Source organism: Streptomyces sp. N50, from assembly GCF_033335955.1.
In the GTDB taxonomy this organism is placed as follows: domain Bacteria; phylum Actinomycetota; class Actinomycetes; order Streptomycetales; family Streptomycetaceae; genus Streptomyces.
Genome location: NZ_CP137549.1, coordinates 4,746,461 through 4,762,380 on the forward strand (window position 1 = coordinate 4,746,461; position 15,920 = coordinate 4,762,380).

At 71.5% G+C, this 15,920-nt stretch carries 9 protein-coding genes and 1 pseudogene; 4 read left to right on the forward strand and 6 right to left on the reverse strand.

Annotation, left to right across the window (positions count from 1 at the left end):
* The first annotated feature begins 131 nt into the window (after positions 1–131).
* Positions 132–710, forward strand: coding sequence for an RNA polymerase sigma factor (locus tag R2B38_RS21120; RefSeq protein WP_033284052.1), 579 nt, complete (start codon positions 132–134; stop codon positions 708–710).
* On the forward strand, positions 707–1,684 hold the full coding sequence (locus R2B38_RS21125) for a hypothetical protein (protein ID WP_318017624.1): 978 nt from the start codon (positions 707–709) through the stop codon (positions 1,682–1,684). The genes R2B38_RS21120 and R2B38_RS21125 overlap by 4 nt, the downstream gene beginning before the upstream one ends.
* A 52-nt stretch (positions 1,685–1,736) precedes the next feature.
* Here the strand turns inward: R2B38_RS21125 and R2B38_RS21130 are convergent, their stop codons facing one another.
* The 3 genes from R2B38_RS21130 to R2B38_RS21140 are packed head-to-tail and all read right to left on the reverse strand — an operon-like array spanning position 1,737 to position 9,923.
* Positions 1,737–2,654, reverse strand: a complete 918-nt coding sequence (locus R2B38_RS21130) for a hypothetical protein (RefSeq protein ID WP_318017625.1) — start codon at positions 2,652–2,654, stop codon at positions 1,737–1,739.
* A 2-nt stretch (positions 2,655–2,656) separates the two neighbouring features.
* Positions 2,657–4,393: a sulfite reductase flavoprotein subunit alpha gene (locus tag R2B38_RS21135; RefSeq protein WP_318017626.1), complete on the reverse strand. Its 1,737-nt coding sequence runs from the start codon at positions 4,391–4,393 to the stop codon at positions 2,657–2,659.
* Positions 4,394–4,397: 4 nt separating this feature from the next.
* Positions 4,398–9,923 (reverse strand): glutamate synthase-related protein, encoded by a 5,526-nt coding sequence (locus R2B38_RS21140; RefSeq protein ID WP_318017627.1) that lies wholly within the window; start codon positions 9,921–9,923, stop codon positions 4,398–4,400.
* Between the two features lie 348 nt (positions 9,924–10,271).
* Between R2B38_RS21140 and R2B38_RS21145 the strand changes: the two genes are divergently transcribed.
* Positions 10,272–11,063, forward strand: coding sequence for a hypothetical protein (locus R2B38_RS21145; protein ID WP_318017628.1), 792 nt, complete (start codon positions 10,272–10,274; stop codon positions 11,061–11,063).
* Between the two features lie 97 nt (positions 11,064–11,160).
* Here R2B38_RS21145 and R2B38_RS21150 read toward each other — a convergent pair.
* Positions 11,161–12,434: pseudogene (locus tag R2B38_RS21150) on the reverse strand (sensor histidine kinase).
* Positions 12,435–12,889: 455 nt separating this feature from the next.
* On the reverse strand, positions 12,890–13,552 hold the full coding sequence (locus tag R2B38_RS21155; RefSeq protein WP_318017629.1) for a response regulator transcription factor: 663 nt from the start codon (positions 13,550–13,552) through the stop codon (positions 12,890–12,892).
* Between the two features lie 137 nt (positions 13,553–13,689).
* On the opposite strand from R2B38_RS21155, the gene R2B38_RS21160 reads away from it, so the two are divergent.
* A complete protein-coding gene (locus R2B38_RS21160; RefSeq protein ID WP_318017630.1) occupies positions 13,690–14,502 on the forward strand; it encodes a hypothetical protein in 813 nt (270 codons plus the stop codon).
* 197 nt (positions 14,503–14,699) lie between these two features.
* On the opposite strand, the gene R2B38_RS21165 is transcribed toward R2B38_RS21160, so the two are convergent.
* Positions 14,700–15,869 (reverse strand): serine hydrolase domain-containing protein, encoded by a 1,170-nt coding sequence (locus R2B38_RS21165; protein ID WP_318017631.1) that lies wholly within the window; start codon positions 15,867–15,869, stop codon positions 14,700–14,702.
* Positions 15,870–15,920: the final 51 nt, after the last annotated feature.

The window sequence follows — 15,920 nt, forward strand, 5'->3', positions numbered from 1 at the left end:
GACTCTCTTTATGCAAGCTCACTCTCATGATGGGGGTTGTGTGTTGGTGGGGTTAGGTGCGCGAACGCTCTTGGGGTCCGATGACAAGTACGGGGTGAGACCGTCGTCCGGCGGTCGGAAACGGAGACTCGGTGAAACCGGATGAACCGGGAAGCGAAGCCCAGTTGACGCGGTCGGCGCAGGGTGACTCGGCGGCCTTCACCCACCTCGTGAAGGCCCACTCCTCCGCCCTGCACGGCTACTTCGCCCGGCGCATGCCCGCCGCGTCGGAGGATCTGCTCGCCGAGACCTGGCTGCAGGCGTTCGCCGCCCGGCGCACGTTCGACCCGGCGCGCGGTTCGGCGCGGGGCTGGCTGTTCGGGGTGGCCCACAACGTGCTCAACCAGCACCTGCGGCGGGCGGGACGGCAAGAGCCCGCGCCGGGGCCGGATGTCACGGACCCCTGGCAGGTGGTGGACCAGCGGCTGGACGCCGCCGCGATGGCCCCCGCGCTACGCCGGGCACTCGCCGAACTCCCGGCGGACGAGCGGGAGTTGCTGCTTCTCATCAGCTGGGAGCAGCTCAGCCCGACCGAGGCCGCCGCTGTCGTGGGGATCCCGGCCGGCACCGCCCGTTCGCGGCTGCACCGGGCCCGCGGCCGACTGCGCGACCGCCTCACGCCGCCCCGCCCGGCGGGACGGAACCTGACCGCGACGGGAGACCTCGCATGACCACGTACGACGACACGGAGGCGAACGGTATGAACGAGCGAGGCGCACTGCTGGACTTCCCCGGTGCCGATGAACTGGCGGCGGCGGGCCACGTCGAGCCGCTGTCGGAGCGGGCGTTGGCCAGGGTGCTGGCCGAGGTCGAGGCGGCCGTGGCCACGGAAGGGGCGACCGTGACCGGCACTCGGGCGGACGTAACCACCAAGGCGGCGCCCGGCGTTGTCGTCGCGATGCCGGAACGGCGGCTGCTCGGGCGGCAGTTCGGGCGTCGCCGGGTCCTGATCGGGCTGCTGACCACGGCCGCGGTGGCGACCGGCGTGGTGACGTACGCGAACAACGGCACGACCTCGGCGGGCACGGGCACGGGTACGCACAGCGAGGCCCGGGCGAACACCGCGACCGTCTTCCTGGACGACATCTCCACGGTGGCCGCCAGTCAGTCGGTGTCCTCGGGGAAGTACTGGAAGACGCGGACGACGGTCGGGACCACGTACATCTCGCAGTCCATGGACTACTACGTCATCAACGGCGGCAAGGCGTACCGGAAGGGGCTGCGGCCCGACTGGCAGGTCGGGCCGAAGGACCTCGACTGGAAGGGGCTGGAGCAACTGACCACGGATTCGGGGAAGTTGCTCGGCCTGCTGCAGTCCCCGCCGCGGCCCAAGAGCATCTCGCCCTTCGACCAGGCGGTCACCCTGCTCACCGACTCCCCGGCGAGCCCGAAACTGCGGGCCGGGGTCTTCAAGGCGATGGGCGGCCTGAAGGGCGTCAAGCTGCTCGGCCAGGTCAAAGACAGTACGGGGCGCGGTGGTACGGAAGTTGAGTTCGCGGAGGCCAAGAGCCTCGGCCAGGTGATCGTCGACCCGAAGACCAGCGCGATCCTGGAGTACACCTTCACGTGGACGGCCGGGCCCAGCAAGGGCAAGGTCACCCATCAGACGTTCCTGTCGACGGGCTTCTCGGACAAGATCGGCTGACCTAGCTGCGAGGAGGGGGTGGGGGGAGCCATCCCCCACCCCCTCCTCGCAGTTAGGCGTCCGGCAGCGAAGCCGCCAGGTCCTCCCACGCCCCGTGCACGTCCTGACCGACCATCCCGAACTGCGTGATGACAGCGACGCATCGACCGTCCTCGCCGTCGAGTTCGAGCGCCGAGGTCGGACCGTGCGCCGCCGCGGACCGCACGAGACGGCACGCCCGCACGGCCGCCAGGTCGATCTCCACCGAACTCTCCGCGAGCGCCGCGAACACCCGTCCGCCCACGGTCCGATCGGTGACGTGGACCCGTCCGGCGCACGCCTGCATGGCCGCCGGGGCGAACACCGCGACCCCGATGGGCAGTCCGACGGAACAGACGTGGTCGAGCACCGACGACACGACGTCCACCTCGATCGGCCGGTGCTCACCGCCGCGATAGCGGTGGAATGCGGCGCGCCGGGCGGCCCCGCCGTCCGCCAACACCGCGTCCAGTTGAGCCAGTTGGTCGCCGTTCTCCCAGGCGGGGACCTCGGGCGGCGCCGACGCCACGGCGGCCCGCGCGCCGGCGTGGACCGTGGGCGCCAGACCGACCAGCAGGCGGTCGCCCTCGGACAGCAACCGCCCCTGGTGCACGGTCCGCCCCGCCACGTCGAGCAGGCGCAACGCGACCGCGCCGGTGTCCGCGTCCCGCGCGACCACCGCCGTGTCGATCCCGTCCCCGTCGAGGCGCAGCGCGATCGAACCGGGCCGGACGGCGAACGCCTCGCCGCGCAGGCTCGGTCGGGCGTAACTGCCCGCCTGATCGATCCGGGCGACCGGGCCTCCGGTCACCGCCTGGACGTACTGGAAGAGCGTCAGGCACCGCGCCAGCTCCGGCATCCGCGCGTCGATCAGCCGCGCGCTGCCGCCCCGCCGCGCGCCGCAGCACCCCTCGAACGCGCAAGGCCGGTAAGGGTTGTTGTGGTCCGCCATGCTCAATACACGTCCCGTACATAGCGCTTGGCCCGCCGCAGGTCCGCGAGGTACTCCGCCGCGTCGTCGTCCCCGCGCCCGCGCTGCTCGGCCACGACACCCAGCAGCGCCGCCTCCACGTCCTTCGCCATGCGCGAGGCGTCGCCGCAGACGTACACGTGCGCGCCGTCCTCCAGCCAGCCGTACAACTCCCTTGAGCGTTCCCGCATCCGGGTCTGTACGTAGACCTTCTCGGCCTGGTCGCGGGAGAACGCGAGGTCGAGTTCGGTGAGCACGCCGCGCGCTCGCAGCTCGGCCAGCTCGTCCTCGTAGACGAAGTCCGTCTCGCGGTGGCGGTCGCCGAAGAAGAGCCAGTTGCGGCCGGACGCGCCCCGCGCGGCGCGCTCGTGCAGGAAGCCGCGGAACGGCGCGATGCCCGTGCCGGGGCCGATCATGACCATCGGCGCGTCGTCGTCCGCCGGGACACCGAAGGACGCGTTGGGCTGTACGTACACGCCAACGGCCCTTCCCTCGCCGCCCGTTCGGTCCGCGAGGTATGTCGACGCGACGCCCTCGTACCGGCGGTCCCCGCTGCCGTACCGCACCGACGCGACCGTGAGGTGGACGCGGTCCGGGTGGGCGAGCGGGCTGGACGAGATCGAGTACTGGCGGGCCTGCAACGGCCTCAGGAGGGGGAGGAGTTCGGGGAGGGTGGGGGCGGTGGACGGGTCGGTGGCCCGGAGGAGGTCCAGGACGTCCCGGCCCCAGAGCCAGGAGTCGAGGTCGGAGCGGGTGCCTTGCGCCACGACCGCCGCCAGTTCGCCCGAGGGCGCTCGCTCGGCCAGGGCGGCGATCAACTCCTTGGACGGGGTGCGGATTTCGCGTTCCGTGCGCAGGAGGTGAGCAGTCTCTTCGTCGTCGCTCGCTCCGAGGTGCGCCAGCAGGGCGGCGACCAACCGATCGTCGTTCAGCGGTACGACGGCCAGCGCGTCGCCCGCCTCGTAGGTGATGCCGCTGTCGCCGAGGTCGAACTCGTAGTGGCGGATCTCCTTCGCGCTGTGCGGGGCGGAGAGCAGCTTGTTCACCGCGAGGCGGGACGGGTAGGGGGTGCGCTTGTTCCAGGGGGAGCGGGGCGGGGCGGCGGACGTGGGCGCCTCCGCGCCTGCGCCTGTGCTCGTTGCGCCTGTCTCGGCCGCCAGTCGGTCCAGGACCGTCGTCGTCCACTCCGCCGCCGGTTCCTCGAAGTCGACGTCGCAGTCGACGCGTTCGTGGAGGCGGGCCGCGCCGAGTTGTTCCAGGCGGGTGTCGATGAGCTTCGCGGCCTGGCAGAAGTCGTCGTAGCCGCGGTCGCCGAGGCCGAGGACGGCGTAGCGGACACCTTCGAGGCGCGGTGCCGTGTCGGACTGGAGGGCCTCCCAGAACAGGCCCGCGTTGTCGGGGAGTTCGCCCTCGCCGTAGGTCGAGGTCACCACCAACACGTGTGACATCGCGGCGAGTTGGTCGGGAGTCACGGCGTCGAGGGCGGTCGCGCTGCCTGCGAGGCCTCGGGCTCGTGCTCCGGCGACCAGCTCGTCGGCGAGGAACTCCGCGTTGCCGGTCTGGGTGCCGAAGAGTATGTCGACCGTGGCTGTGGGCGCGTCGGCCGTCGCGCTCGCCCGGCGTCCGGCGGCGGCGATGCCCGCGATGAACCCGGCCAGCCAGGACTCCTGTTGGGCGGAGAAGGGTGCGTCGGCCGGGATGAGGGCACCGGTCGGGGGCATGAGGTCACGCGGTCACCGTCTCGGTCGGGGCCTGCGGGATGTGGGCGTGGCGGGCGGCGAGGTCGTCGAGGGCCGCCGTCGCGAGCAGCTCGTCGAAGCGGGCGGCGCGGACCCGGTCGGCGTTCTTCGTGGTCTGGTGGAGGATCCAGCCGTAGGTGCCGGGGGCGTCGACGCTCAGGTTGTTGCGCCGGCGGAGCGCGCGCTTGTAGTCGTCGAGGCGCTTGCTCGCGATGAGGGTCGCCAACTCGCCGTCGTCGAACCGCTCCAGCGTCCCGCGCAGGTACTTCACCACCCGCTGCTTCACGAAGAAGTCCTCGGTGAGGACGAGGTTGCGGACGGCCTCGGTGACCCGCGGATCGTCCGGGCCGCTCGCACCCGGTACTCGCTGGAGCGCCAGGTCCTGTGCGACGCCGAGCACCGTGTACGACGAGAGGAGGGAGAACATGTCGTCGCTGCCCTGGTCTCCGAACGCCGGTGCCCGGCCGCCCAGTACGGTGCGGCGGTCGCGGTAATCGACCTTGAAGGCACGCAACTTGTCCGTCGCGATCGAGGTCGCCAGCTCGTCCAGCAGCTCGTTGCGGGTCGCCGCGGCGAGGATCTCGCCCGCGTCCTGGTAGAGGAGCAGCGAGCGGGGCATCCCGCAGTACACGTACTGCCGTTGGGCCTCCCAGTCCTCCAACAGGCGTGCCGCGAGCGGGGAGTCGGTGGCCTCCACGTGCCAGGCCAGCAGCAGGCGTACGGCCTCCTCGTGGAAGGCGCCGTGCGCGGTGTCGGTGACGGAGAAGACGAGGAGGGAGTCGGCGCTCACCTGGCGGCCCAACTCGCCCGAGGGGTCGTACTGGTAGAGGAAACCGCCGCTCATCCCGTTGCCGAGGCCCTTGCCGAAGCCGCCGAGGTTGAGGACCGTGCCGCCGGTCATGTACTCGCAGCCGAAATCACCGAGGCCCTCGACCACCGCCGTGGCACCGGAGTTTCGTACGGCGAAGCGGTCACCGGCCTCGCCCTGGACGAAGGTCCGCCCGCCCGTCGCGCCGAACAGCGCGAAGTTCCCGACGAGCACGTTGCCGCCCCGCTCGGTGCTCCCGCCGCCCGGGGCGCGGACCACGATCCGGCCGCCGCTCTGGCTCTTGCCGACGCCGTCGTTCGCGGTGCCGGTGTGTTCGAGGGTGATGCCGTCGTTGCAGAAGACGCCGTACGACTGTCCGGCGGAGCCGGTGGTGCGGATGCGGACCGCGTCGTCGACCAGGCGGCGACGGCCCCGGTCGTCGGTGGTGACGGCCGGGATGTCCATCCCCGGCTGGTGGTTGAGGAGCCGCTCGACGTCGATCGAGAGCTGGCCGCCGACCGACTTGTCGCTGTTGCGGAGGTGGATGTCCTCGACGAGGAGGGCCGGTTCGTGGCGGTCCACGAGTGCGGCGCGGACGCGTTCGATCAGGGCGTCGTCGGTGGTGAAGTCCTTCTCCAGGTACTCCGGTTCGGCCACGACCTTCTCCGGCACGCGGGCGAGGAGGCGCCGTACGTCGAGGCGGCCCACGCTCGCCGGGTGGTCGAGGAGCTGGAGCAGGTCCGTGCGGCCCCGGGCCTCGCGCAGGGAGCGCAGGCCGAGGCGGGCGAGGATCTGGCGGACGTCGTGCGCGATGTTGAGGAGGTACTGGGCCAGGGCGCGCGGATCGCCCTCGAACGCCTCGGAGTTGGTGGTGAGTCCGGCCGGGCACTTCACGTTGCAGTTCTTCGCCATGACGCAGCCGAGCATCATGAGTGCCGTCGTACCGAACTCGAAGCTGTCTCCGCCGAGCAGCGCCGACGTCACGACGTCGCCGCCCGTCTGGTGCGCGCCGGAGCAGCGCAGGACGACCTTCTGGCGCAACCCGTTGGCCACCAGGGCCTGGTGGACCTCGGCGACGCCGATCTCGGCCGAACGGCCCGCGTACTTGAGGCTGGTGACGGCCGCCGCACCCGTACCGCCGGTGTTTCCAGCGACGTTGATGATGTCCGCGCCCGCCTTCGCGACGCCGACCGCGATCGTGCCGATGCCCTCCGAGGACACGAGCTTCACGATGACACGGACCCGCGCGGCCTTGCAGTCGTGGATGAGCTGGGCCAAGTCCTCGATGGAGTAGGTGTCGTGGTGCGGGGGAGGGGAGATCAGCTCGATGCCGGGGGTGCCGCCGCGCGCCGCCGCGATGTCGACGGTGACCTTCGGCGCGGGCAACTGGCCGCCCTCGCCCGGCTTCGCGCCCTGGCCGATCTTGATCTCCAGTTCCTGGAGCATCGGGTCGGCGAGGTAGCCCGCCCAGATGCCGAAGCGTCCCGACGCGAACTGCTTGATCCGGGAGCCCCGGATGGTGCCGTAGCGGGAGCGGTGTTCGCCGCCCTCACCGCTGTTGGACATCGCGCCGACCATGTTGGTGCCGTGCGCGACGGCCTCGTGCGCGGTGGCGACGAGTGCGCCGTGGCTCATCGCGCCGGAGGCGAGGGCGCGGGTGATCTCGTGCGCCGGTTGGACGTCGGGGAGGTGGAGGCTGTCGGGGGCGCCGCGGAGGAGGGTGAGGAGGCGGGCGGCGGTGCCGGTGGCGGTGACGAGGACGCCGGTCTCGTGCAGCTCCAGGGTCTTGATCTCGCCGGGGTGCGCGAGGGCCAGGCCGTCGGCGAGTGCGGTGTGCAACCCGGCTCCGGGGGAGGCGAGTTGGAGGCGGGCCGTCACCGCGTCGTCCGCCGTCCGCTCGGTGACGGTCGCGACGACGCCCCTGACCGTGACGCTCGCGTTGCCGTCCGTCGAGAAGCGGCCCAGTTCGCGGGCGAAGGCCTCCGCCGTGCGCAGGCCGGTGACGTCGGCCGGGAGCGCGAGGACGTCACGGAGTGCGGAGGGGCGACGGGACCGTTCCTCGTGTGTGGTGCGGAGGAAGGCGCGGTAGCCGGGGGTGATCCGGAACGCGTCGATCTCGTCGTCGCTGAGCTGGTCGTAGCCGGTGTCGCGGTAGGCCGCGTCGGTGATGCCGAAGGCGTCGTCGAGCTGGCCGAGGGTGAGGAGGCGGAGTGCCTCCGGGTCGCTCTCGCGCCCGAACTCCGGCTGTTCTTCGGCCATGTCACCGAAGCCGCGCACGGCCGAGACACCGAAGGAGTGCCCGGCGCCGTCGGACCGTTCCTTGAACAGGCCCAGGAGGGGGACCTGTTGCTCGGTCTCGACGGCTCGCGCGCGCTCGTGCCACTCGGTCGCCGCCTGCGCGATGCGCGCGAAGCCGACTCCGCCGACCGGCGCCTCCATGTGCGGGAAGGCCCGGGCGAAGACGTCGTCGCGGGTGTCGAGGTAGTTCGGTTCGAAGAACGCGCCGCCGATGTAGCTCTCGGCGGTGCAGAGTCCGACCCGGCCCATGGTCTTGGCGAGGGCCTTCTCGGCGGCCTTGCGGAAGCGGGCCAACGCCCGGTCGGTCTCGGTGACTTCGCCCGCGGGGGCCGGTGCGCTCGGGTGCTTCTCCTCGGCGCGGAGGCGGGCGCTGAGGCTGTAGACGGCGGAGGCGCCGAAGCCGAGAGCGGTGGCGACGTGGTGCGAGGACGGCAGCTGGCCGCTCTCCGCGACGATCGAGACGCGCAGCCGCAGCCCGGTCTCGATGAGGCGCTGGTTCACGGCGGCGACGGCGAGGATGACGGGGAGCGGGGCGCGGGTGGAGGAGATCGCGCGGTCGGTGAGGACGGCGATGCCGCCCTGCCGGGTGGCGAACTGCTCGACGTCGTCGCAGAGTTGGGTGAGCGCGGTGCGCAACGCGTCGGCGTTGGCGGTCTCGTCGCCGACCACCGGGTCGTAGAGCATGTCGAAGCGTTCCAGCGGGACGATGCGCTGGTCGCGCAGGCGGACCATGTCCAGGTGGCCCAACACGGGGGAGGAGAGCACCAGTTGGCGTCCGGCGGCGCTGCCCGTGCCGTCCGGCTTGGGACCGAGGGCGACGCGCATGCTCATGCCGTCGGCCTCGCGGATGCTGTCCAGGGGCGGGTTGGTGACCTGGGCGAAGCGCTGCGAGAAGTACTTCGCCATGCCGCCCTCGGTGTCGCTGAGCGCGTTGATGGCGTTGCCGTAGCCCATCGCGGAGATGCGTTCCGAGCCGTTGGCGAGCATCGGGTCGAGGAGGAAGCGGAAGCTCTCCTGGTTCAGCGAGTACGCCACGTACCGTCCGGCGAGGGCGAGATCGCCGTCGTAGCCGAGGGTGGTCGTGCCGCGGTAGTAGTCGGGGGCGGGCAGATCGTCGAGGTTCACCCGTGCGGCGTCGAGGAGTCGGGAGTACGGGCGGCGGGCGGCGAGCGCGTCGAGGACCTCGCGGGTGCGGAGGCGGCGGCCGGTGCGGTGGTCGACGACGAGCATTCCACCGGCCTCGATGCGGCCCCGGTGCACGACTTCGCTGTCCGGGAAGGCGACTTGACCCGCCTCCGACGCCACCATCAGGTACTCGGCGGTCTCGACGGTACGCAGCGGCCGTAGCCCGAGGCGGTCGAGGCGGGCGCCGATGACGTCGCCGTCGCTGAAGATGACGGCGGCGGGACCGTCGTTCTTCTCCTCGTAGAGGGAGAAGTACTCGAGCATGTCGCGGACGGTGCTGGGGAGGCTGCGGTCGTTCTCCCAGGCGGGTGGCATGAGCGACACGACCGCCTCGACGAGGTCCAGGCCGTCGTCGAACACCCGGCTCTGCAGGGTCTGGTCGAGGCGGCTGGAGTCGGACTGGCCGGGCGGGCGCACGATGCTCCGGGTCCGGGCGCGGGCCAGGGCCTCGTCGCTGAGGCGGTTCTTGCGGTCGGTGTTCAGCTCGCCGTTGTGCGCCATGAGGCGGAACGGCTGCGCCATGGTGGGGTGCGGTTCGGTGTTGGTGGAGAACCGGGTGTGGAAGTAGAGCGAGCGGACGGAGTGGCGGGGGTCGAGCAGGTCGCGGAAGTACCCGATGACCTCACCGGAGTTGAGGCGGCCCTTGAGCACCTGGGTGCGGGCGCTCAGCGAGAGCGGGTACAGCCCGGCGTAGGTGTCGTCGGCGTAGGCGACGGCCTCGATCGCGAGCAGGGCGCGGTGGGCGGCGGCGTCGACGTCTGTGCGGGACCAGGTCTCCGGGGCGCGGAACACCCACTGCGTGATGGGGAGTTGGTGCGGTTCGGCGGCGGGGCGGGCGACGGTGTGGTCGACGGGGACGTCGCGGACGAGGAGGATGTCGAAGCCCTGGTCGGTGATGCTGCGGCCGACGAGGTGCAGGGCGGCTTCGGGGCGGGCTGTGTCGGTGGGCATGAAGCAGTTGGCGACGCCGAAGTGCCCTGCGTGCAGTGCCTCCCCGGTGATAGCGGAGAAGAACTCCACCGACAGGTCGACGCTCACGCCCGCGCCGTCGCCGACGCCCTCGGCGGACTTGCCGCCCCGGTGGGGGATGGCACGGAGCGCCTCGTCGCCCTTGATGATGACGTCGTGGCTCGGCACCCCGTCGAGGCGGGTGAGGAAGCCGACGCCGCAGTCACTGTGGTCGAGGGCAGGGTCGTAGAGACCGAGGGTGGAGTGATTCACGGGCCCGTCCTGTGAGCGGCTGGTGCGGCTGGGGTACCTCCCGGGCCCTTGAGGCGTTGGGGGAGGACGGCCAGGCTGCGTCGGTGGAGCGCTCGCCGCGGGCGGACCGGTGGACGGTCGGACCCTGGATGGTGCGAAGAGTAATAGTAAGGGTTGCCTAACTTGGATGGCAAGGGTGGGTGGCGGGCGTCGATAGCACCCCGCGCGCGGCTCTGACCAGCGGTTCGGCGGTCCTGTTCAGGTTGCTTTCAGGTCCGCGCGGGTCTTGGGCAACTCATGCACCGTAAGCGCAAAAGCTCTGGCAAAGGGGGCTGGGGCGGGGGCCGGACACCGTGTCAGGGTGCCGCCATGACGACAGATCACCTCACCCACGCCCGGTCTCCGCGCCGTATCCCGTACGCGGCGAGCAAGGTGCCGGAGGTGACCGTCTACTTCTGGATCATCAAGGTGCTGACCACCGGCATGGGCGAGACGGCCTCCGATTTCCTCGCCCATCTGTTCGGCCCGATCCCCGCGGTCGGCCTCGGCGGGGTCGCCCTCGTGGCGGCGCTGGCGGTCCAGTTCGCGGCGCGTCGGTACGTCGCGTGGATCTACTGGACGGCGATCGTCATGGTCAGCGTCTTCGGCACGATGGCGGCGGACGTGCTGCATGTCGGGCTCGGGGTGCCGTATGCCTTGTCCACGCCGTTCTTCGTGGTCGTGCTGGCCGGGGTGTTCGCGCTCTGGTTCGCGAGTGAGCGCACGTTGTCCATCCACAGCATTACGACCCGTCGGCGTGAGGGCTTCTACTGGGCCGCCGTTCTGGCCACGTTCGCCCTTGGCACGGCGGCGGGTGACCTGACGGCCACGATCGGGCTGGGATATCTCGGCTCCGCCGTCGTCTACGGCGCCGCTATCGCCGTGCCTGCTGTCGCTCATCGCGCGGGGCGGATGGGTGCGGTGCTCGCCTTCTGGTCGGCGTATGTCATCACCCGGCCGCTCGGTGCGTCCGTGGCCGACTGGATGGCTGTCGGGCATGCGCGGGGCGGGCTGGCGTTGGGGCTCGGGCCGGTTACGGCCGCGTGGACGGTGGCGATTCTCGGGTTCGTGGGGTATCTGGCGGTGTCGGGTAAGGACGTTCGGCGGGATGTCACTGTGTGACGGGATGGTTCGGGGGTGGCTTTTCCGCCTTATGGGGCAAGGGAGTTCGGTGCGTCTTCGGCTCTCCCGCCGTATGGAGCAAGGGAGTTCGGGGGCGCTACGGCGTGGCGCCGCCCGGTGGCAGGGTGATCACGAACCGGGCTCCGGGGGCGTGTCCTTCGTCGTACGACACCTCGCCGCCCGCTGACCGGGCCAGTCGGCGGGCCAGCGGGAGGCCCAGGCCCGCGCCGGTGTGTCCGTCGTCGGGGTTCGCGCGTCGGCCGGGTTCGAAGAGGTGGCCGGCGAAGTCGGGGGGTACGCCGGGGCCGTCGTCGATGACGTCGAGGCGTACGCCGTCGGGTGTGTCGTAGAGGCGGAGGGCGACGGTGGAGCGGGCGTAGCGGCAGGCGTTGGTGAGGAGCGGGCTGACGATGCGTTCCAGGCGGGCGGGTGGGATCCCGGTTGTCAGGTGGGGTCCTTCGACGGTGATCGTCAAGTGGCCTGGTACGTCGAGGAGTTCGGTGAGTCGACGCAGGGTGGGTACGACCTCGGCGATGCCCGGAGCGGTCGGGGTGTGTTCGCGGGCGTCGGCCAGGAGGGTGTCGCAGATCGTGCGCATGGACTCGGCGGCGTCCCCGATGACCTGGTGGGTGGCGCGGGTCTGGGCGGCGGTGCGCGGGCGGGTCTGCCACCAGTCGAGTTCGGCGATGATGCGGCTCAGCGGGGTGCGGAGTTCGTGCGAGAGCTCTCCGGTGAGCTGTTGTTCGTGGCGCAGGAGGGAGCGGATGCGGTCCAGTATGGAGTCCAACGACGCCCCGAGCGCGGCGAGTTCGGCCGGGTGCCGGGTGCTGCCGAACCGTTCCCCGGAGGCTACGGCGCTCCACTGGGCGGCCTGGTCGGTCATCGCGCGGACGGGGCGCAGCGCACGGCCGACCGCGAGGCGGGTCAGGGCGTAGGTGCAGGCGAGCATGACCGCGTCCAGGGTGAGTGAGCCGACGAGCAGGGTGTGGGCCGAGCTCCGGTAGGGGGTCAGGTCCAGCGCGGTGACCACGGTGGCGGTGCTGCGGCCGCCGGGTACGGGCTGGGAGCACAGCTGGAGGGGCGGTCGAGGTCGGCGGTGACGCAGTGCCGGCCGCGCTGGGCGGCGAGGTGGCCGGCGATCGGGTTGAGGGGGCTGGTGCCCGGCGGGCCCTCCAGCAGTCGGTGTCCGGCGTAGATCCAGACGTTGGCGTCCAGGAGGTCGTCGTGGGACGTCTCCAGGACGCGGACGGTCGGGCCGCTGGTGTCGACGGTGGTGGCGACCGCGGCGGCCCGGGTGCGTAGCTCGTCGTCCGCCTGGTGCTGGAGGCGGTGGCCGGCCACGGTGTTGAAGGCGACGGTGAGGATGAGCATCAGGAGCGTGGCCGTGGTGAGGGCGACGAGGGAGAGGCGGCCGCGGAGGGTGTGCGGTGGGGTCGGGGTCGTGGCGGTACGGCGAGCCCGCCGCTTGCGGGGCCCTTCGCGTGTTGTCAGAGGCGAACGGGTTGGTGCCGGGTACGCGGCGGGCTGCGCCGTACCGCCACGACCCACTCCCGTCCCGTCGGCGGCTGCGGGCTCGTGGGGGTGAGGGGTGGCCTGGAGCACCGTGAGTCGCGGGCCGCGGTGGGCCTCGTGTGTGGCGGGCTGTGGTGGCTGGTCCGGTGGTTCGTGGTGGTCGTCGTCGGTGGGGGTGGGAGGTGGTGGTGGCCGGTGCTGGGGGTTGTGCCGGGCGTTGCTCGTGACAGGTGGTGGCTGATCGAGCGGTCCTTGTCGGTCGCCGCTCGGGGCGGGTGATGGAGCCCGATGCCGCCGCTCGTCCCGGGTGCCGCTCATGACAGGTGGTGGCCGATCCCGCGGGCCGTGCCGAGCGTACGGTCGCTGCCTGCCTCGCGGAGTTTGCGGCGGAGGCGGGTCAGGTACTGGTCGAGGGTGTTGTCGTGGACGCGGGCGCCCTCGGGCCAGCCTGCGCGGATCAGGTCGCGGCGGCCCACGATTCCGCCGGAGGCCGCCATGAGCGCGGCCAGCAGCCGGAACTCGGTCGGGGTCAGCGCGACCCGGGTGTCCCGGACGCCGACCGAGTGGCGGACCGCGTCCAGGACCAGGTCTCCCTCCGGGGCGGCGGGCGGTGGCGCGGTGCGCTGCAGGGCCGCTCGCAGGCGGGCCGCGAGTTCGGCCAGGTGGAACGGCTTGGTCAGGTAGTCGTCGCCGCCCGCCGAGAACCCGGACAGCCGGTCGTGCAGCCGGTGCTGGGCGGTCAGGAAGACGACGGGGGAGCGGAAGCCGTTCGCCCGCATCGCCTGGCACACGTCCCGCCCGTCGGCGTCGGGCAGCCCGATGTCGAGCACGGCGGCGGAGATGTCGCCCCCGGCCAGCCGCAGGGCGGTCGCCCCGTCCGGCGCGGGCACGGTGTCGAAGTCCTCGTCGCGCAGCCCGCGCATCAGCACGTCACGCAGGGTGTGATCGTCCTCGACGACCAGGATGGTCGGGCGCATGGTCCTCCCTGGGCTGACTGGTGCGACCGCGACCATGGTGACTACAGCCATGTAGACGGTCTACTGAACTGTAGACGAAGGTGCCGACACACGGCAGTCAGGATGCGTTCAGGTGTCCGCTGGCACCGTCGGGCCCCATGACCTACGAGATCTCCCGCAGCGGTGACGCCGTTGCCCCGCCCCCACTCCGCCCGCGCCGCAACAAGGTCCCCGAAGTCACCGCGTACTTCTGGATCATCAAGGTGCTGTGCACGACGGTCGGCGAGACCGCGGCCGACCTGCTCAATGAGAAGGCCGGCCTGGGCCTGACCGGGGTGTCGCTGCTGATGAGCGCCCTGCTCGCGGTCGTGCTGGTGGTCCAGTTCCGTACGTCCGCCTACCGCGCGGGCGTGTACTGGCTAGCCGTCGCCCTCATCAGCGTGGTCGGCACCCTGATCAGCGACAACCTCACCGACAACATGGGCGTCCCGCTGGAGACCACCACCACGGTGTTCGCGATCGCCCTCGCGGTCGTCTTCGTCGTCTGGTACCGGCGCGAGGGCACCCTGTCGATCCACAGCATCGACACGACGGGCCGGGAGGCCTACTACTGGCTGGCCGTCCTGTTCACCTTCGCCCTCGGCACCGCGGCCGGCGACCTGGTCTCCGAGCGCATGAACCTCGGCTACTGGCTCGCCGCGACCCTCTTCGCCCTGGCCATCGGCGCGGTCGCGATCGCCCACCGCGCGCTGGGCCTGGGCGCGGTGGTGAGCTTCTGGATCGCCTACGTCCTCACCCGTCCGCTCGGCGCCTCGATCGGCGACTACCTCTCCCAGCCGACCGGCGACGGGGGCCTCGGCCTCGGCACCGTCATCACCAGCGCGCTGTTCCTGGCCGTCATCCTCGGCCTGGTCGTCCACCTGGCGGTGACCCGCAAGGACGTCATCGAGCCGGTGGCAGAAGGGAGTTGAGCGGAGGGAGGGGGGAGGGGGAGGGGGTGGAGTGTCCGGACCCGGCGCCCCAGTGTGGCGCCCGGGACGGCCGTCCCGGAAGGAGCCGGCGCCAGTTGGAGGAAATCGGCCCCGGAACGCGCCGGTGTCACCGCCCGGCAACCGCTCGCCGTTCGGTGACACACCCGCGCTCGTGGACGCCGCCGACCGGGCTTCCGCTACTTCCCTCCCGTGGCGCAGAGTTCCGTGTCGATCAGCGCGTTCTGCGCCATCTCCGTGGACAGGTCGGACGCGCCGTCGCCCGTCGCCTCCAGGACCACGGTCCGGCGGCCGTCCGCGCTGACTCCGTCGCGGGTGGTGTAGCCGGGGAGGTCGCCGGCATGGCTGTAGTAGACGCCGCCGCAGGTCAGGGGGATCTCCATCAGGCCCAGGCCGTAACGCGCGCCGGGCCAGACGGGGTCCAGGGACGCGGCTCGTACCGTCGTCTTCATCTCCGCCAGCTGGGCCGGGTGCAGGAGCCTGCCGCCCAGGAGGGCGGAGAAGAAACGGCTCAGGTCGTTGGTCGTGCTGATCATCGCGCCTGCCGAACCGGCCGCCGACGGGTTGAGGTCGGTGACGTCGATGGTCGGGCCGGATCCCCCGAAGTCCGAGTAACCGTGCAGGTGTTGGCCGGGGATGCGGGACGAGGTGTCGGGGGCGGAGGTGTCACGCAGGCCCAGCGGGCGGATGACGCGCCGGGTCACCTCCTGCTGCCAGGTGTGGCCGGTGGCCTTCTGGATGATCATTCCGGCCAGGATGTAGTTCGTGTTGGAGTACTCCCACTGCGTGCCCGGCGCGAAGTCCGGGGCGTGGCGCATCGCGATGGCCACCAACTGCTGCGGGGTCCAGGTGGTGTAGCGGTCGGCCTGGAAGTCGGCCACCGTGCTGATCTCGGGGAAGTCGGCCGTGTAGTTGAAGAGTCCGCTGGTGTGGTTCAGCAACTGCCTTATGGTGATGGCGTTTCCGTCGTTCCCGTTCCCGGACACCGTTCCCGGCAGCCAGTGTTCGACCGTGTCGTCCAGCGACACCCTTCCCTCGCCGACCAGTTGGAGCATCACCGTCGACACGAACGCCTTGGTGCTGCTCGCGATCCGGAACTTGTCGGTCACCCGGGCCGCCCGGCCCGTGGCGGTGTCGGAGACTCCGGTCGTGGCGTAGCGCCGTCCGTCCGGGCCCGTCGACTGGGCTACGACGGCGACCGTGCCCGTCCTCTCGATCGCGTCCACGCTCTGCTGGAGGGTCGGGGTGGTGCGCTGCCGGGACTCCGTGGCGCTCGCCATGGGCGTCGCGAGGCCGAGACCGAGTGCGGCCAGTGCGGCTACGGCTGTGAGGTGACGGGTCGTCAGCATGGGCTGTCTCCTGAGGAGTTGGTGGTCCGGGACACCCGACTCGCGGTGTGT

Excerpts from the sequence above, each read along its gene's own strand:
- R2B38_RS21130 (WP_318017625.1), bottom strand. The coding sequence starts at position 2,654 with ATGGCGGACCACAACAACCCTTACCGGCCTTGCGCGTTCGAGGGGTGC.
- R2B38_RS21165 (WP_318017631.1), bottom strand. The coding sequence starts at position 15,869 with ATGCTGACGACCCGTCACCTCACAGCCGTAGCCGCACTGGCCGCACTC.
- R2B38_RS21155 (WP_318017629.1), bottom strand. The coding sequence starts at position 13,552 with ATGCGCCCGACCATCCTGGTCGTCGAGGACGATCACACCCTGCGTGAC.
- R2B38_RS21145 (WP_318017628.1), top strand. The coding sequence starts at position 10,272 with ATGACGACAGATCACCTCACCCACGCCCGGTCTCCGCGCCGTATCCCG.
- R2B38_RS21135 (WP_318017626.1), bottom strand. The coding sequence starts at position 4,393 with ATGCCCCCGACCGGTGCCCTCATCCCGGCCGACGCACCCTTCTCCGCC.
- R2B38_RS21160 (WP_318017630.1), top strand. The coding sequence starts at position 13,690 with ATGACCTACGAGATCTCCCGCAGCGGTGACGCCGTTGCCCCGCCCCCA.
- R2B38_RS21125 (WP_318017624.1), top strand. The coding sequence starts at position 707 with ATGACCACGTACGACGACACGGAGGCGAACGGTATGAACGAGCGAGGC.